Below are 16,861 nucleotides of genomic sequence, written 5' to 3'. Positions count from 1 at the left end.
CGTTTGATCGATAATGCATCGTTCGCTAATCCGTATCAGAAAAACGCAAGGGGAGCGGGATGAAACGTAGGCAGTTCATGGCAGCGGCGGCGGGCCTGCCGCTTGCGCTCGCAGCGTCGCGTGTTCATGCGCAGGCGCAGGATGAGCTCACGATCGTCTATCCGAGCCCGGGCGGGCTGGGTTATTTCGCCCTCTATGCCGCGATCGGCGAAGGTTATTTCGCCGAGGAGAAGCTCAAGATCCAGCCGCGCAGCGTCAATGGTTCGGCCCAGGCCATCCAGGCGCTCCTTGCGGGCCAGGCGCAGCTCGCCCATCCCGGTCCGGGGCCGCTGATGGCGGCGCGCGAACGGGGCCAGGATCTGGTCTACATCTACAATTACTTCACCCGCAGCCAGTTCAACCTCGTCGTGCCGGAGGCTTCGCCGTTCCAGAAGCCCACCGACCTGAAGGGCAAGGTCATCGGCGTCGGCACGGCAGACGGGGCGGAGGTCGCGTTCGTGCGCTCGATCTTCGACGCCGAGGGCATGAAGGAAGGCCAGGACTACAAGTTCATCACGGTTGGCGAGGGCGGCATGGCTGTCGCCGGCTTCATGCAGAAGGCGATCGACGCCTATGCCTCCGACACCGCGGGCGCGGCCACGCTGACACTGCGCGGTGTCAAGCTGCGCTCGCTGACACCTCCGCCGTTCCAGTCCTTCTTCGGCAACGGCTATGTGGTGACGCGGAAATATCTCGACGAGAACCGCAGCATGCTGGAGCGCTTCGGCCGCGCGCTGGTCAGGGGCACCAAATTCGGGATCGACCCGGCCAACCGGGCCGCGACCCTGAAACATGCCCGCATGGGCAATCCGCAACAGCTGGAAAACATGCCCTTCGCCGAGGCTCTGCTCGACGTCTATTACAAGCTGACCAGTCCGATCGATCCCGCCAAGGGTTTTGGCTACAACCACCCCGCCGCCTGGGAGATGTGGCAACAGACGCTCGTTGCCTCGGGCGATCTCAAGAAGCCGCTGGCCGACCTGACCAAGGCCTATTCCAACGATCTCGTCACGGCCTGGAACGCTCCGCGATGACGGTGGCGGCGACTGTATCGGCCGAGGCGCGACCTCGGCCGGTCTACGAACTCGCGCAGGTTTCGAAATCCTACGGCGAGCGCGTGGTGGCGCTGGAGAACGTCGATCTGGTTCTCCGGGAAGGTGAGTTCCATTCGGTCATCGGCTCGAGCGGCTGCGGGAAGTCGACGCTGCTCAAGATCATGGCGGGCCTGACACCGCCTTCGAAGGGCCGGGTGATGCTCGCGGGGACACCGGTGCTGGGCGCCCGTGCCGATATCGGGATGATGTTCCAGCAGGCGACGCTGTTTCCGTGGCGGACGACGCTCCAGAACATCCTGCTGCCGGTCGAAGTCCGCGAAGGGCGCGCTGCAGCCGAGACGGCCGCGGCGCGTGCTCGCGTCCTGCTCGAACTGGTCGGGCTGAAAGGGTTCGAGGACACCTACCCCTCGCAGCTCTCGGGCGGCATGGCGCAGCGCGCCGCGATCTGCCGGATGCTGATCTCGGAGCCGAATGTGCTGCTGCTCGACGAGCCGTTCAGCGCACTCGACGAGATCACCCGTGATTTCATGAACATGGAGCTGCAGCGCATCTGCCGCGAGCGCAACGCCTCGGCCTTCCTGGTGACCCATTCCATCGCCGAGGCCGTCATCCTCTCCGACATCGTGCATGTGATGTCGTCGCGCCCCGGGCGGATCGTGCGCAGCATCCCCATCGGCCTGCCGCGGCCGAGGACGCTCGACATGACCACGCTGCCGCTCTTCGGCGAGTATGTCGGTGTGATCCGCGGCCTTCTCGACAAGGGAGCATTCCTGTGAGCCATGTCGCGGAGAAGCCGTTGGCAGCCGCCCTGCCCGCCGACACGGTCTGGATCGAAAAGGTTTCGTGGATTTCCAAGGCCCCGCGCTGGGCCTCGATGCTTGGGCTGCTCGTGCTCTTCCTCGGGCTCTGGCAGGGCATCACCGCCGCCGAGATCGTCTCGCCGCTGATCCTGCCTACCCCCGGCGATACGCTGCGCGATATCGGCTTCGTCGGGCGCAACCTGATGGCCGGGGACTATATGCTGCCAGCCTTCTGGGTCACGGCAAGCGAGGTCCTCGTGGGCTTCGTCGTGGCGCTGGCGATCGGTGTCACGCTCGGCGTCGTGGTCGGGGAAACGAGCTTCGGCGAGCGCGCGGTGATGCCTTACATCGTCGCGGTCGACACCATGCCCAAGCTCGCCTTCGCTCCGCTCTTCGTCGCCTGGCTCGGGTTCGGCATCATGTCGAAGGTCGCGCTCGCAGCCTTCATCTCGGTGTTTCCGATCATCGTCGGCACCGCGGCCGGGCTGCATGCGGCCGACGAAAATGCGCGCATGCTGTTCAAGAGCATCGGCGCCTCGCGCCTCCAGACACTGGTCAAGCTGAAGATCCCGACCGGCCTGCCGCAGTTCTTCACCGGCCTGAAGATCGCGGCGATCAGCGTGGTCTCGGGCGCGATCGCCGGCGAATTCCTCGGCGGCGGCCAGGGCTTCGGCGAGCTGATCCGGGTCGCCGCATCGCAGCTCGACACCCCGCGCGTCTTCTCGCTGATCATCTATCTCAGCCTGCTCGGGCTTTTCATGTTCGGCGTCGTGTCCTGGATGCAGTACAGGTTCGTCTTCTGGCAGCGTTCGAGTAACACCATCTCTTCCAGGGCACCCCGGTGAGCGGCAGCAGGACAGACACGACCATGGCAAAAGCTGCCGAGAAGACCACGCTGTCGACGACGGTCTACCAGAAACTGCGCAGCGACATCATCCAGGGCGAATTCAGGCCGGGTGAGAAGCTGCGCATCGAGGGGATTGCCTCGACCTATGGCGTCGGCAGCAATGCGGTCCGCGAGGCCCTGTCGCGGCTGTCATCGGAGCGCCTCGTCGAGCGGCACGAGCAGCGTGGCTTCTCGGTGCCGACGATTGCCCTCGACGATTGGCGGGTCCTCGTCCGCACGCGCTGCTGGCTCGAAACCAGGGCGCTCGAGGAAGCGATCAGCCATCGTGACGAGCGCTGGGAGGAAGGCATCGTGCTCGCCCTCCACCGGCTCTCGCGCTATCGCTCGGATCTCCCTGCGGAGCGCGCCGCTTGGGAGGACGCCCATCGCAATTTCCACCGGGCGCTGCTGGCGAATTGCGGGTCGCCCTGGCTGCTCGAGTTCTGCGAGATCCTGGCCGACCATGCCTCGCGCTATATCTCGATCTCGCACGCCTTTGGCAGGATGCCGCGCAATGGGCAGAGCGAGCACGAGGCGCTGATGAAGGCGGTGCTCAACGGCACCCCGCAAGAGGCCTGTGCCCTGCTCGTCGCGCACTACACCAAAACGCTCCAGACGATCGAGGAACTGTTCACGGAGGAGCGTTTCGCAGCCCTTGCGACCGGGCCCGGGAGCACACGCACCGCGGAATTCACGGAGTGACCACAGCGACGCTACGCGGAAATCTGATCTCCGCGTCGGCAAATCTGTGGGGAGCGCCGTTGTTTCGAGTGTCGCCTCCAGCCCGATCTTGCCGGGCCTCTTCCCGTCTCCGCCCGCCGCAGCGACGAACGTGGCTGGCGTGTCTGACTGGACCTCAGGACAGTCGATGGTCAGGCTCGGCGACAAGGCCGAAATCCTCCTGGAGCCCCCCGGACCCGGCAATGGGCTCGTGAGCCGAAGGTGCGCATATTGGCGTAAGGCATCGCTCGTCAGAAGCCGACCGATGCGGTCGTAAACGGCAAGCCCGTCACGCGGTGCCTGTTCGGAAGCGGCAAAAGTCAGACGATTGCCGAACACCGGATTGTCCATGGTAGTGGACATGCTTGGTGGTGTGGCGATCGTCTGGGCAGCTGACGCGGCGGCCCGATAATTCGCGTGAGATGGTTCGGTTTCTGCTCGAAAGCTGAGGCGTGGGATTGCACGAGAAGGATCACGTTTCGGGTCGGCCGACATTGACGAAGGCGAAGTCCGCATGCCCTCACTCTGCCCCGCCTCTGCCGACTGCCGACGGACGAGCGCCCTCGACAGACTCACGGCGCGGCAAACGGCCATGCAGGATCACATAGGCGACGAGCCCGATCACCAGCCCCCAGAACGCCCCGCCGATGCCGAGCAGGCTGATCTTGGCCGATGAGGCAAGGAACGTGATCAACGCCGCCTCACGCGACCTCTGGTCGGCCATAGCGCTGGCGAGACTGCCGCCAATCGTGCCCATTAGCGCCAGCCCTGCGAGCGTCGTGATGAAGGTCGCTGGGAATGCCATGAAGACCGCCGCCAGAGCCACGCCGAAGACGCCGACAAGCACATAGAAAACGCCTGCGGCGATTCCTGCGATCCACCGTTTGGACGGATCCTCATGCGCTTCCTTGCCCGTGCAGATCGCCGCGGTGATCGCTGCGATGTTGAAGGCGTGGGAACCGAACGGCGCCATGATCAGCGAACCGAGACCTGTCACGGTCACGATCGGATTGGCGCTGGTCCTGAAGCCGTCATTGCGCAGGACGAGCATCCCCGGCATGTACTGCCCGGTCAACGTGATCAGGAACAGCGGCAACGCGACGCTCAAGAGCGCATTGAGCGAAATGTCCGGCGCAGTGAACACCGGAGCCGCAAGCTTGAACTGAAGCCCCGCGAGATCGACACGTCCCTGCACAGTCAAGAAGGCGAGGCCGAGCACCAGAATGCCAACGATAGCATAGCGAGGGATGAAGCGCTTCAGCACGAGATAGGCGATGATCAGAAGCCCAACCAGCAGAGGATCGACGCTCGCACCGCCAAACGCGCCGATGCCGAACTGCAGCAGGATACCGGCGAGCAAGCCTGATGCGATGCCCGGCGGGATCAGCCTGACGACCTTCTCGAAATAGCCCGACAGCCCGAGGGCGACGAATGCGGCCGCCGAGATCAGGTAAGCACCGACCGCCTCGGCATAAGGGGTCGTGGCGAGTGCCGTGACGAGGAACGCCGCCGCCGGCGTCGACCAGGCCGTGATGATCGGCTCGCGAAAGTGCCAGCTCAGATAGATCCCCGTCAGCCCCACGCCGATGGAAACAGACCAGACCCAGGATGCCGTCAGCTCCGGGCTGAGCCCCRCAACCTTTGCGGCCTGAAAGACCAGAATGAAGGTTCCCCCATAGTTGACGATGACAGAGATCAGTCCCGCGACGATCGGAGGCGCGAGATCACTTGGAGTGAGCGATGGTGGTGACGAGACAGGCGGCATGATCGTGGTCGTTATCCTGAAAACCCGCCTGGCCCGGGCCAGCGAGGCGGCTTGACTCCTAGCGGATCAATGGTCTGTTCATCCCCTCCACTTTCTTCGAGCAAGTCAGACCAATTGTTCAAGCATTCTCAGTTGGAATCGGTGAAGGCATGGCTTGCCCATCCCGCCCATGCGGAACTGCCGCTTCACGCGCGTATTCAACGGGCTTTGCGGCAGATGATCCTCGATGGTGCGCTGGGTCCCGGCAAGCCGCTGCCGGCCTCGCGGGCGCTCGCCAAATCGCTCGGTCTCTCCCGCGACACGATCGAGGCCGCCTATGCCCAGCTCCATGCCGAGGGCTTCATCGACCGGCGGGTGGGCAGCGGCAGTTTCGTGGCTGAGATGACCGAGTTCACTCCTGGCCTCAGGCTCTCTCATCGCGGCGCACTGCGGCGTAGCCCGGCTTCGAACCTCAGCGAACGCGGAGCGGCCATCTTCCGCGGTGGCGGCGTTCGCGAGCAGCTATCTCCCCGGCCGTTTGCCCCGGGCGTACCCGAGACGCGCAGCTTTCCGCTCGCGCTCTGGCAACGCCTGGAGCGGCAGGTGCTGAAGGAGACCGGCACGCGGGCGCTTCTTCACGGAGATCCCCAGGGCGCGGAGCCGCTTCGACGCGCTATTGCAGACTATGTCAACCTGGAGAGAGGCGCCCGCGCTCATCCCGACCGCGTGCTGGTCCTGACAAGCTCACAACAGGCAGTGGCGCTCTGCGCCAATATGCTGCTGGATCCTGGAGACCGCATCTTTATCGAGGATCCAGCCTATTACGGGGCACGCAAGGCCTTCGATGCAGCCGGTCTGGAATCTGCGCCTATCCGCGTCGACGATCAGGGAATTCTGGTCGAGCAACTGCGTGACGATCCGCGCAAGGCCAAGGCCGTCTTCCTGACGCCGTCCCATCAGTTTCCGACGGGCGCGACACTTGCGCTCGACCGGCGTCTCTCCCTGATCGAATGGGCAGCGAAGCATCAGGCCTGGATCATCGAGGACGACTACGACAGCGAGTTTCACTACGCCGGCAAACCAATGGCCTGCGTTCAGGGTCTCGATCAGCATGACCGGACCGTCTATATCGGCACATTCACGAAATCGCTCTTTCCAGGCTTGCGGGTCGGCTATGTCGTGCTGCCCCCGCAGCTGGTCAAGCCAATGACGATTGCGCGCACGCTCCTGGACGGCCACACCGCCTCGATCGCGCAATTGACACTCGCCCGTTTTATGGAGGGAGGACATTTCGGAGCGCATGTTCGCGCCATGCGTAATGTCTACGCCGAGCGGCTCGAAATCCTGGCAAGCCTCGTGCGGACGGAGCTTTCGGCTTTCGTCGAGCCTCGGGTTCCGATCGGTGGACTCCAGATGCCGTGCGCGCTGACCGGCGACCTTTCAGAGCGTGCGGCCATCGACGCCGCGCAGCGCGTTGGCGTCGAGCTTCTGGGTCTGTCGGCCCTTCATGCTTCTGGCAATGGCGAGGCTGGCTTTCTGATGGGCTTCGCGGCCTACACTCCGGCCGAGCTTGAGGTCGCAGTCAAGCAGCTCTCGAGCGCATTCCGGACTGTGAAGAGCGCGTAGACCGGGGCAGTCCGGCTCACCGCAAATGGCCGGCCTTATCCTCTGCAAGTGGATGGGTGCAGCAGGCCATTTTCAAGATAAATACCGACGAAGCGATCCGCCGCAGATCAACAGTCGCATGTGCCAGGACTACACTTCATCTGGGTATAACGGACCTGCATCAAGGCGGGATCGTCGGGTTGCCGCCCTCGGCAAGGTCTTCGCAAGACTTGCCCGGCGGTCTCATCTGGAGCTTGCTTCGACATGAATGCACCATCGACGGGCGCCCTTTCGGCCGAGGATATCGCCCGCTTCGGTCATGACCCTGCCGAAGCATTTGCGATGAACCTGAAAGCCGTTCAGGAGCGCATCGCGTCAGCGTGCCAGGGCTGCGGGCGAAATCCAGTCGATGTGCATCTGCTGCCGGTCACCAAGACGGTTCCCGCCCATATCCTGCGGCTCGCCTTTGCTGCAGGCATCTCCAGCTTTGGGGAGAACAAGCTTCAGGAGGCCCGGGACAAGCGGTCGGTGCTTGGCGACCTGCCGATCCGCTGGAGCATCATCGGTCACCTCCAGACGAACAAGGTCAAGTATCTCGCCCGCTTCGCCACGGAGTTCCATGCCCTCGACAGCGTCCGGCTGGCCGATGAGCTCAACCGCCGGCTGGAGGCCGAGGGGCGCGACCTCGACGTCTTCGTTCAGGTGAACACGTCCGGCGAGGCCAGCAAGTACGGACTGCATCCCGACGATCTTGTGTCGTTCGTCGAATGTCTGTCCGAGTACCCTCGCCTGAAGCCGCGCGGCCTCATGACGCTGGCAATCTTCAGTGCGGATTCCGAGCGCGTGCGCGCCTGTTTCCGGCTGCTGCGGACCCTGCGGGACCGCGCCGTCAGCATCGATCCCGGCCTTGTGCAGTTGTCGATGGGTATGTCGGGTGACTTCGAGTGCGCCATCGAGGAAGGCGCCGACGTCGTTCGGGTCGGCCAGGCCATTTTCGGTGCGCGACCGACCAGCGACGCGCTCTACTGGCCTGGTCTCATCCCGACCTCGCGACCGGAAGAGTGACGACACCGAGCCGAGCCTGTTCTGTTTCCGAAAGCAGACATGATCCGGCGGCAATGCGGGTTGCCGGCTGCGCCTCATGCAGCTTCGTCAGGCCCAGGTCTTCACCGCTGTGTCAGGTCAGCAACTGCCCGCCATCGACGACGATCGTTTGCCCGGTCACCCAGCTTGCCATGTCGCTCGCCAGGAACAGGGCGACATTGGCGACCTCTCCCGGCGCCCCGAAGCGCCCCCAGGGAATGCTGCCGAGCGTGCGCTCGTAGAGCTGCGGATCGGTCGTCTTGCGATTTTCCCACGAGCCGCCCGGAAACGCGATCGAGCCCGGCGCGATGGCGTTGACCCGGATGCGCTTCGGTGCGAGCGCCCGCCCCTGCCCCATGGTGTAGTTGACCACGGCCGCCTTGATGGCAGCGTAGGGCAGCGAACGCGGCACCGCCGTCAGGCCGGAAATCGACGAGATGTTGATGATGGCGCCGCCGCCCGCTTCCTCCAGGAACGGTATCGCCGTCTGGGTGGCGCGCACGGTCGCCATCAGGTCGACATTGATGCTGGCAAGCCAGCCGCTCTCGTCATCCTTCGAGCCGAAGCCCGACGCGTTGTTGATCAGGATGTCGATGCCGCCGAGCGCGCGAGCAGCGTCAGCCACAAAGCTCGCGGCCGCAGAGCCCTCGCCGAGATCGCATGCCATGCTGAAAACCGCCCCGCCATGCCGCTTCAACTCGGCTTCGACGGCGCTGAGCCCCTCGGGATTGCGAGCGCAGATCGCCACATCGGCGCCTGCCGCCGCGAAAGAGAGCGCGATGGATCGCCCGATGCCGCGGCTGCCGCCTGCGACGACGACCTTCTTGCCCCTGAAGGAGATTTCCATTCCGTAGCCCCGTTCAAACCATTTGACTGATCACGCCATGGTGCGCTTTCGGCAAACCGGCCTCAATCCGAATATGGCCCGGCGTCGATGTGTCCACACCCCAGTGAGGGGCGGATCATGCCGGCCGCTCCATCGCGGGCGCGAACTCCTTTTTCGGGGCAAGGGGCAATTTCTGTCGCGCATCACCGGCGGGCATCCCGGAGGCGATAGGCGCCGATCGAAACCCGGGTCGCTCAGAGGGTGAGCGGCATCCTGAATCTGAACCGCGTGCCCTCGGATGTCGAGATGACATCCAGCGTGCCTGCATGCGCCTTGGCGATCTGCGCGCAGATATAGAGGCCAAGACCGAGGCCCTGCTGGTGGGATCTGGCGGAGGCGCGCACGAAGGGTTTGAAGAGCTCGGCCATGATCTCAGGCGGGATTGGCTCTCCGGAATTCGAGACCGACAGCTCGAAATAGTCGGGAGACCGATGAGCGTCCACGATCACGGGGCCGTCCTCGGCGCCGTGCCTCAATGCGTTGGCGATGAGGTTCGACGCCATCTGGGCGATGCGCGCCGGGTCGCAGTCGATGACGCCGTCGAACCGCAGCGCCGCCGCGATCTCGCGATCGGGATATGCGGTCTGGAGTTCGCCGATCACCTGCTCTAGCGCAGGCTTCAGGTTCGTCTCGGCACCGCGCTCGAGAATGAACCCGCCGCCCAGTCGCCCGCGTGCGAAATCGAGAACGTCGTCGATCAGGCGCGACATCCGGCCAACGCTGCTCTGCATCATCGTCGCCAGCGTGCGCACCTTCGCCATGTCATCGCTCTTCAGCACCATGCGAAGGCCGGAATGGATGGAGGCAAGCGGATTGCGCAGGTCATGGCCGAGCACGGCGATGAACTGCTCGCGGATCTCGGTGTTCTGCAATTCGCCGACCAGTCTGGCCGCGCTGTCAGCGAGTTTCTGGTGGGCGTCGAGGTGGAAGGCGATCAGCTCAGCGAAGAGCTTGAACATGCCGGTAATGGCGGGCGTGCTGACGACATGCGGCCGCGGGTCGATCGCGCAGAGCGTGCCGAAGAATATTCCATCAGGCAGGATGATCGGCATCGAGATATAGCTCTGCAGGCCATAGGTCGCAGGCGTATGATGCCGGCAATAGACGGGGTCCGCGTCGACATGGTCGATGACGACCATCTCGCGATGGTCGCGGATTTCATTGCAGATCGTGGTCTCGATCTTTAGCTCGCCGCCGGGCTGCAGGCCGAACGCGATTTCGTCGCGAACGCCACAGGCGACCCAGCGGTCCTCGGTCACCCGCGCGACGGCGGCAAAGCCCATGCCCGTCGTCCGGCACACCACTTCCAGAATGCTCGGTACCGCGGCAATGGACGAGATCGCGGCGATATCTTCAGAGAAATCTTGACGCATCAAACCCCGCCCGGAAAAAATGAGCGGAAACACAATCGTGACGACGCGTCTATGTCAAAAGACCGGTCACGATTGGCCGTCCACGCCCGGATATGCGGCTCAGACATTTCTCCAAAGCCATGGGCATAGCGGCCATTCCGGCCCCATACCATAGGATAATGCCTAGCCTGTGACGCGTCCCAACACCCGCCCGAGCAGGTCCAGACCATAGGGCTTCTTGAGCAACTCGGTGCGCGGCTCTGCATCAAGACCCTCGACCTGGTCCCGCCCCGTCGCGAAGACAATGGCGATCGCCGGCTTGAGTTCACGCAAGCTCCGGGAGAGCTCGATGCCCGAAATGTCGGGCAGGCCGACATCGGTCAGCAGGATGTCGATCTCCTCCCGCGACGCGATATCGATTGCCTCGCGCCCGCTATCGGCCTCGATCGCGACATAGCCGAGCTCGCGGACCAGATCGGCGGTATCCATGCGAATGATGGCGTCATCCTCGCAAACGAGGACCGTGAGTTTCCGCGCGGGCTCGGATGCAGCGAGCGGTGCCGGGCTGACTGCCGGCTCCGGCGTGTCGCCAGACGGTTTCCTGCCGCCATGCGACAGGACCTGCCTGATCTTCCTGGCCAGAGCCTCGCGCGTGTAGGGCTTCGACAGCAGGTTGACGCCTTCATCGAGCCGCCCGCCATGCACGATGGAGTTTTCCGTGTAGCCCGAGGTGAAGAGCACGCCGAGTTCCGGCAGCCTCTCCTTGGCCTTGCGCGCCAGTTCCGGGCTCTTCAATACTCCCGGCATCACGACATCGGTGAAGAGCAGGTCGATGGGTATGCCGCTCTCGATGACCGCAAGCGCGCTTTGCGCGTCATGTGCCTTCAGGACGCGGTAACCGAGTTCGCCCAGCAGTGCGATCACCGTGTCGCGAACGGCCTCGTCGTCCTCGACGACCAGGATGGTCTCGCTGCCGCCGCTGACCGGGCCGGTTTCGCTCTCGACCGGCATATCCTCGACCTGGGTCGAGCGTGGCAGATAGAGCCGGATCGTCGTGCCGTGGCCGGCCTCGCTGTAGATCTTCACATGGCCGCCGGACTGTTTGACGAAGCCGTAGACCATGGAGAGGCCGAGGCCTGTGCCCTTGCCTTCGGGTTTGGTCGAGAAGAACGGCTCGAAGACCCGCTCCATGACCTCAGGGCTCATGCCCGAGCCCGTATCGGTCACCGCCACCATGACATACTGGCCCGCCGAGACATCGGAATGCGCGCGTGCATAGGCGTCGTCGAGAAAGGCGTTGCCGGCCTCGATGGTGAGGCGGCCCTGGCCGTCCATCGCATCACGCGAATTGATCGCGAGATTGAGGAGCGCATTCTCCACATTGGTCGGATCGACCAATGTGTTCCAGAGCCCGCCGGCGATCATCGTTTCCACTTCGACGGCTTCGCCCAATGTGCGGCGAAGCAGATCGTCCATGCCGCGGATCAGCCGGCCTACGCTGACGACCTTGGGCTCCAGCGCCTGCCGGCGGCCGAAGGCCAGCAGTTGAGCGGCGAGCTTTGAGCCGCGCGCCACGCCTGCCATGGCGTTCGCGGCCCGCTTCTCGGCCCTCTCATTGCCGGTGATATCGCGCGAGAGCAGCTGCAGGTTCCCGCTGATGACCTGCAGCAGGTTGTTGAAATCATGCGCAACGCCGCCGGTCAGGTTGCCGATCGCCTCCATCTTCTGGCTGTGGCGCAGGGCATCCTGCGCCCTGGCGAGCTCGGCCGTGCGGAGCTCAACGCGATCTTCCAAGGTCGTGGCGAGGTCCGAGAGCGCCGCCTCAGCCGTCTTCTGATCGTCTATATCGGTATTGGTGCCGATCCAGCGTGCCACCGCGCCGTTCTCATCGAGGATCGGGACGGCACGGGCGATGTGCCAGCGGAAGGCCCCGTCATGGCGCCTCAGCCTGAATTCGGTCTCGTAGCGAATCCCGTCACGCCGGGCATTTTCCCAGGCTGCGGCGGCACTCGCGAGATCGTCGGGATGAACGATCGCTGTCCAGCGCTCGTCGTCGAGCGCGCCTGCCTCGGTTCCAGAATAGGAATAGACCTGTTCGTTGAACCAATCGAGCATTCCGTCCGGCGTCGCGGTCCAGACATGGTTCGGCATGGATTGCGACAGAGTCCGGAAGCGGCTTTCGCTCTCCTGCAAAGCGGCCTCGGCCTTTTTGCGGCCCGTGATGTCCTGGAAGAGCACCGCGACCTGCTTCGCGCTGGCCGGCTCGATGCGAAAGGCCGAGAGCTCGAGATAGCGGCCGGTGGCGACGAGCTCACGTTCGAAGCGGATCGGCTGGCCGGTGCGCAGCACGCCGCCATAGAGCTCGACCCAGCCATCGGCCTCGTCCTGCACCATGTCGCGGAGCTTCTTTCCGACGACATCGGGAATGCCGGCATGAATCGCGTAGGCGGGGTTGGCCTCGATATGAATGTAGTCGCTCAGCGCGCCATGCGGCCCATCGAAGAACTCGATGATGCAGAACCCCTCATCTATGCTGTCGAACAGGGTGCGATAGCGCTCTTCGGTCGCGACCAGCGCCTCTTCGACCGATTTTTGCGCCGTAATGTCGCGGGAAATCGCCAGCAGCCGCTCCGGCTTGCCGTCGGGACCCGGGACAGGCGTGACGCGGACATCCCACCATTTGGGCGTGCCCGCCATCGTCCTGGCGAAGCCCTCGAATTGGCCGGTGCCGCCGGCCCTGGCCGCTGCAACAGCGGCGATCGCCTCTGCCCGATCCGTGCCCTCCCAGAAATCGGTCCAGGCGCACCCCTCGATCGGCCCAAAATCGGCGACCTCCATGACCCGTATGCCGCCTTCGCTCATGAAGGTCAGCTTGCCGTCGAGGTCGAGAACCTTGATGCAATCGTCGGATATCGCGAGCACGCTCTGGATCAGGCGGCGGTCGCGCTCCACGTCTGTGGTCACAGTCAGGTCCCTGCTCATTGCGCTGCGTGATGTCTCGAGCGTGCAAGCGTTCCTAGCGGCATTCGGCATGAACTGACACTGAGAGGATCATCGCGGGGCCGCCAGACTGAGCAGAGTGGAAGGAAAAACGGGGAGATAGACACGCCGGCAGTCCGCCGGGGAGACGAAGGATTTCGACACCGACAATCGACTGGCGACACTCAACTGCGATGCCCCCCGTCAGGTTCCATCGGTCCGAAAAGATTCTGCGCCTCACGATGCCGTCCGTGCGCAGGCACGAAGAGGCGCCCTCATTCTGATCCGGCCTGGGCCTCGCCTTCGCCGTCCCCGCCATTCATCACGCCGTAGGAGCTGGATTTTGCGCCCGGCACGAGCGTGTAACCGACGGCCTCCAGCCCTCGCCTGAGCAGCTCCCGCACGGCCGCGGCACGCGTCGGCATGCGATTATTGAACCGGAAGTCATCGATCACCCGCAGCTCGTCCTCGTCGAGCATGACCTGAAGTCGCTCGCCGCGGCTGAGGCTTGTTCCCTTGATCGTTGTCTCGCTCATTGTCCGACCCTGCGCTGCCCGGATCACTCAATCGACGCAAAAGCATCACTCTCATCAGAATGCGCCACTTACTCATTTGTTCCCATTGCGCCATCGGCTCGAAATGAGCAGGCGGTGCGCACGCCTCGCTATAAGCCACTGCACCAATTGGTTTTTTATCGTATCGACGGGCGAGGCGCGGTACTCTTGAGAAAATTATCTCAGGGACCGCGCCGAAGTTTCGCCCGTCCCGGAACAGGAGCAGCGATGCCAGTTGCAGGAAAAATCGTACTCAAGAGCGGAGCACAGCTTCCGCTGGAATACCGCATGGTGACCCAGCCGGACGGCCTCCTGTCCGGTGAGCTGATCGGCGATCTGGATGCCTGGGATCCGTTGGTCTTTGCCGACCGCCTGAGACTGGTCTGCAATGACGGGCGATCAGTCGAGGTGCTGATCACGCATGTGACGGACAAGGGCGCGCTTTTCATCGCCGCGCTGGAAGTTGCCGCCACGAACTCCGATTGCCAGGATGTGGCAACCACGACGGCAGCACTCGCCGGCTAGTATTGGGCCGCGGCGCAGTCGGATCTGCGTGCCGAATTCAGCTTGTTGCCGCGTCGACGGCACGCTGGAGATCGACCTGCCAGAACGGCTTTGAGAGCCGGGGCAGTTTCTGTCCCTGCTCGGTTGGCAGCTCCGCATAGCCGGTTGCCAGGATGATCGGCAGGTCCGGCCATTTCGCCCTGATGATTTCGGCGAGCTGGGCGCCCGTCATCCGGGGCATCGCGTGGTCGGTGATGACGAGATCGATCTTTGCGCCGCCGTCGAGCACCTCGAGCGCCTCCCTGGCCGAGGCCGCCTCGATCACGCTGTGTCCAAGATCCTCGAGCAAGGCCGCCGTGTTCATCAGGATGAGTGCGTCGTCATCGACGGCGAGCACCCGCAATGAGCGCTGGGGCTTGTCATCCGCCGGATACGATCGGGCATCGGGCGAGACCTCCTGCGTCGGCAATCGCTCTGCGACGGGAAGCCAGATTTCGGCCGTCGTCCCCTCTCCGGACCGGCTCTTGAGGACGAATCCCCCCCCGGACTGTTCGGCCATGCCATGGACCATGGAGAGCCCGAGCCCGGTGCCCTTGCCGACCCCCTTGGTCGTGAAGAACGGCTCGGTCGCGCGTGCCAACGTCTGCTCGTCCATTCCCTCTCCGACATCGCTCACCGACAGGCAGAGATAGCGCCCTGGCGCCAGGTTCGAGCGCCCGGCCGCCGCAATATCCTCAGCGCGCGCCGCAATGATGATCGTCCCGCCACCTGGCATGGCGTCCCGCGCATTCATGGTCAGGTTCAGCAGCGCCAGTTCGAGCTGATGCGGATCGACGCGCGCCGCATCCAGCGCCAGCGGAAACCGCGTTTCAATACTGACGAGCGGACCGAGCGAGCGCTGGAGCAACTCCGACATGCCCGAGACCAGCTTCGGCAGGTCGACCGTCGTGGGAGAAAGTTCCTGGCGGCGCGCGAAGGACAGCATGCGCTGTGTCAGGGAAATGCCCCGGCGCGCGCCCTCGATCGCGTTATCGGCGAGAGCGGCGACCTTCTCGCTCGAGGCCTGTTTGCGGATGAGCTCCAGGCTGCCGAGGATGGCGGCCAGCAGATTATTGAAGTCATGCGCAACGCCGCCGGTGAGCTGGCCGATGGCCTCGGTCTTCTGGCTTTGAAGCAGCGATTGCCGCGCCTCCTCCAGCGCCTGCTCATGGCGTCGCCGTTCGGTCATGTCCCGGGTGACCTTGGCGAAGCCGATGACCTCGCCATTGTCCCCCTTAATCGCATCGATGACCACGCTTGCCCAGAACGGCGTTCCGTCCTTCCGGAGGCGCCAACCCTCCTTCTCGAACTTGCCCTCGCGGATGGCCGTGTCGAGCGCGCGCTGGGGCTCGCCCCTCTCGCGATCCTCGGCCGTATAGAAACGGGAGAAATGCTGCCCGATGATCTCGTCTGGCGCATAGCCCTTGATCCGCTCGGCACCCTGATTCCAGTTGCTGACGATGCCGTCGCGATTGAGCATATAGATGGCGTAGTCGGTGACGCCCTGCACCAGGAGCCGGAAGCGCTCCTCGCTTCGACGCAGGGCATTTTCGGCTTCTCTCCGCTCGGACAGATCGCGCGTGATCTTGGCGAAGCCGAGGAGTTCGCCGTCCGTTCCATAGATCGCATCGATGACGACGCTGGCCCAGAAGGTCGTGCCGTCCTTGCGGACGCGCCAGCCCTCGCTTTCGAAGCGGCCCTCGCGCGCCGCCGTGCCCAGCGCGAACGCGGGCAGYCCCCTCGCGCGATCGGCATCGGTGTAGAAACGCGAGAAATTGGTGCCAAGCACCTCCAGCGCCGTGTAGCCCTTGAAGCGTTCGGCCCCGCGGTTCCAGCTGCCGATCGCGCCTGCCGGGTCGAGCATGTAGATCGCATAATCCGTGACGGCCTCGACCAGGATGCGATAACGCTCATCGCCCATTGCAGATTGTTCGGCCTTACCCATAGCGTCCCCGCGCATCACACCGGAACAGGGAACGTCGGCGAGTGGACATTGTTCCGTCGCCGGAATGAAAAAGCATCGAGCGCCCCGTCGCAGCGCAGCACGCCTAAGCCCCATTTGCTTTATCGAATGCCCCGAGCAAGATGGCTACCAACTCGCGAAAGCGTCGTTGGAGACTGGCATGGCCGACGCCGAAGCTCTGCTGGGCACCTGGAAAATGATCTCCTGGACGCGCGAGGCTGTCGCGACCGGGGTCGTGACCGACGCCATGGGGTCTGATCCGGTCGGCTACATTTCCTATCAGCCCGACGGTCGAATGATGGCGCTCGTGCTTGACCGGAACAGGGAGAAGCCCGTCGGGTCTGCGCCATCGCCCGAGGAAAAGATCGGTCTGTTCGATTCGATGCTTGCCTATGCGGCGGCCTATACGCTGGAGGACGACAAGGTCACCCACCATGTCGACGCTGCCTGGAACCCGACCTGGCAGATCGACCTGATCCGGCCCTACACCCTGGCCGGGGACAGCCTCGTGATCAGCGGAGCGCCCGGCCACGATCCCGCAACCGGCGAAGCGGTGATCTACCGCATGGAGTTCCGGAAGGTCTGAGCGCTTTCGCGGGCAGATCGGCACATTTTCAGATTGAACCGAACGACCGCCGCGCTAGCCTAGCTG

Annotated in this window: 14 protein-coding genes; 8 read left to right on the top strand and 6 right to left on the bottom strand. The window is 64.0% G+C overall.

Features of this window, described 5'->3' with window-relative positions; genetic code table 11:
• The first annotated feature begins 59 nt into the window (after positions 1-59).
• Genes AC1DW9_RS26135 through AC1DW9_RS26120 form a run of 4 tightly spaced genes read left to right on the top strand, consistent with a single transcriptional unit; the run spans position 60 to position 3,482 of the window.
• Positions 60-1,073 (top strand): ABC transporter substrate-binding protein, encoded by a 1,014-nt coding sequence (locus AC1DW9_RS26135; RefSeq protein ID WP_441477901.1) that lies wholly within the window; start codon positions 60-62, stop codon positions 1,071-1,073.
• Entirely contained in the window at positions 1,070-1,870 is an 801-nt protein-coding gene (locus AC1DW9_RS26130; protein WP_476776591.1) for an ABC transporter ATP-binding protein, read from the top strand. The genes AC1DW9_RS26135 and AC1DW9_RS26130 overlap by 4 nt, the downstream gene beginning before the upstream one ends.
• On the top strand, positions 1,867-2,739 hold the full coding sequence (locus AC1DW9_RS26125; RefSeq protein WP_441491027.1) for an ABC transporter permease: 873 nt from the start codon (positions 1,867-1,869) through the stop codon (positions 2,737-2,739). Before AC1DW9_RS26130 ends, AC1DW9_RS26125 begins: the two co-directional genes overlap by 4 nt.
• 23 nt (positions 2,740-2,762) lie before the next feature.
• Positions 2,763-3,482: a GntR family transcriptional regulator gene (locus AC1DW9_RS26120; protein ID WP_441491028.1), complete on the top strand. Its 720-nt coding sequence runs from the start codon at positions 2,763-2,765 to the stop codon at positions 3,480-3,482.
• Between the two features lie 538 nt (positions 3,483-4,020).
• Here AC1DW9_RS26120 and AC1DW9_RS26115 read toward each other — a convergent pair.
• Positions 4,021-5,265: a benzoate/H(+) symporter BenE family transporter gene (locus AC1DW9_RS26115; protein WP_476855219.1), complete on the bottom strand. Its 1,245-nt coding sequence runs from the start codon at positions 5,263-5,265 to the stop codon at positions 4,021-4,023.
• A 114-nt stretch (positions 5,266-5,379) separates the two neighbouring features.
• Here AC1DW9_RS26115 and pdxR point away from each other — a divergent pair, with 114 nt between their 5' ends.
• Together pdxR and AC1DW9_RS26105 are read left to right on the top strand one after the other, a co-directional pair.
• Positions 5,380-6,870: a MocR-like pyridoxine biosynthesis transcription factor PdxR gene (gene pdxR, locus AC1DW9_RS26110; RefSeq protein WP_441491030.1), complete on the top strand. Its 1,491-nt coding sequence runs from the start codon at positions 5,380-5,382 to the stop codon at positions 6,868-6,870.
• 243 nt (positions 6,871-7,113) lie between these two features.
• A complete protein-coding gene (locus AC1DW9_RS26105) occupies positions 7,114-7,914 on the top strand; it encodes a YggS family pyridoxal phosphate-dependent enzyme (RefSeq protein ID WP_476770784.1) in 801 nt (266 codons plus the stop codon).
• Positions 7,915-8,026: 112 nt separating this feature from the next.
• Here the strand turns inward: AC1DW9_RS26105 and AC1DW9_RS26100 are convergent, their stop codons facing one another.
• The 4 genes from AC1DW9_RS26100 to AC1DW9_RS26085 form a co-directional block, all read right to left on the bottom strand.
• Positions 8,027-8,779: an SDR family NAD(P)-dependent oxidoreductase gene (locus AC1DW9_RS26100; RefSeq protein ID WP_441491032.1), complete on the bottom strand. Its 753-nt coding sequence runs from the start codon at positions 8,777-8,779 to the stop codon at positions 8,027-8,029.
• 233 nt (positions 8,780-9,012) lie between these two features.
• Positions 9,013-10,191 carry a GAF domain-containing sensor histidine kinase gene (locus AC1DW9_RS26095; protein WP_476776589.1) on the bottom strand — a complete coding sequence of 393 codons (1,179 nt, stop codon included), beginning with the start codon at positions 10,189-10,191 and terminating at the stop codon, positions 9,013-9,015.
• Positions 10,192-10,353: 162 nt separating this feature from the next.
• Positions 10,354-13,134 carry a hybrid sensor histidine kinase/response regulator gene (locus AC1DW9_RS26090; protein ID WP_476771019.1) on the bottom strand — a complete coding sequence of 927 codons (2,781 nt, stop codon included), beginning with the start codon at positions 13,132-13,134 and terminating at the stop codon, positions 10,354-10,356.
• Positions 13,135-13,424: 290 nt separating this feature from the next.
• Positions 13,425-13,685 carry a hypothetical protein gene (locus AC1DW9_RS26085; RefSeq protein WP_441491035.1) on the bottom strand — a complete coding sequence of 87 codons (261 nt, stop codon included), beginning with the start codon at positions 13,683-13,685 and terminating at the stop codon, positions 13,425-13,427.
• A gap of 114 nt (positions 13,686-13,799) precedes the next feature.
• Here AC1DW9_RS26085 and AC1DW9_RS26080 point away from each other — a divergent pair, with 114 nt between their 5' ends.
• A complete protein-coding gene (locus AC1DW9_RS26080; protein ID WP_476769882.1) occupies positions 13,800-14,228 on the top strand; it encodes a hypothetical protein in 429 nt (142 codons plus the stop codon).
• A 37-nt stretch (positions 14,229-14,265) separates the two neighbouring features.
• Here AC1DW9_RS26080 and AC1DW9_RS26075 read toward each other — a convergent pair whose 3' ends face one another.
• Positions 14,266-16,167: a hybrid sensor histidine kinase/response regulator gene (locus tag AC1DW9_RS26075; protein ID WP_476776588.1), complete on the bottom strand. Its 1,902-nt coding sequence runs from the start codon at positions 16,165-16,167 to the stop codon at positions 14,266-14,268.
• A gap of 202 nt (positions 16,168-16,369) precedes the next feature.
• Here AC1DW9_RS26075 and AC1DW9_RS26070 point away from each other — a divergent pair, with 202 nt between their 5' ends.
• The gene (locus tag AC1DW9_RS26070; protein WP_476776587.1) at positions 16,370-16,795 is read left to right on the top strand and encodes a lipocalin-like domain-containing protein; all 426 of its coding nucleotides are present in this window, start codon (positions 16,370-16,372) and stop codon (positions 16,793-16,795) included.
• Positions 16,796-16,861 lie beyond the last annotated feature (66 nt).

It is taken from the genome of Allobosea sp. P4_E12, from assembly GCF_056401655.1.
The sequence above is the reverse complement of the archived record's forward strand: the minus strand, read 5'-3'. Positions and strand labels throughout refer to the sequence as shown.

Excerpts from the sequence above, each read along its gene's own strand:
- AC1DW9_RS26135 (WP_441477901.1), top strand. The coding sequence starts at position 60 with ATGAAACGTAGGCAGTTCATGGCAGCGGCGGCGGGCCTGCCGCTTGCG.
- AC1DW9_RS26130 (WP_476776591.1), top strand. The coding sequence starts at position 1,070 with ATGACGGTGGCGGCGACTGTATCGGCCGAGGCGCGACCTCGGCCGGTC.
- AC1DW9_RS26120 (WP_441491028.1), top strand. The coding sequence starts at position 2,763 with ATGGCAAAAGCTGCCGAGAAGACCACGCTGTCGACGACGGTCTACCAG.
- AC1DW9_RS26105 (WP_476770784.1), top strand. The coding sequence starts at position 7,114 with ATGAATGCACCATCGACGGGCGCCCTTTCGGCCGAGGATATCGCCCGC.
- AC1DW9_RS26100 (WP_441491032.1), bottom strand. The coding sequence starts at position 8,779 with ATGGAAATCTCCTTCAGGGGCAAGAAGGTCGTCGTCGCAGGCGGCAGC.
- AC1DW9_RS26095 (WP_476776589.1), bottom strand. The coding sequence starts at position 10,191 with ATGCGTCAAGATTTCTCTGAAGATATCGCCGCGATCTCGTCCATTGCC.
- AC1DW9_RS26085 (WP_441491035.1), bottom strand. The coding sequence starts at position 13,685 with ATGAGCGAGACAACGATCAAGGGAACAAGCCTCAGCCGCGGCGAGCGA.
- AC1DW9_RS26070 (WP_476776587.1), top strand. The coding sequence starts at position 16,370 with ATGGCCGACGCCGAAGCTCTGCTGGGCACCTGGAAAATGATCTCCTGG.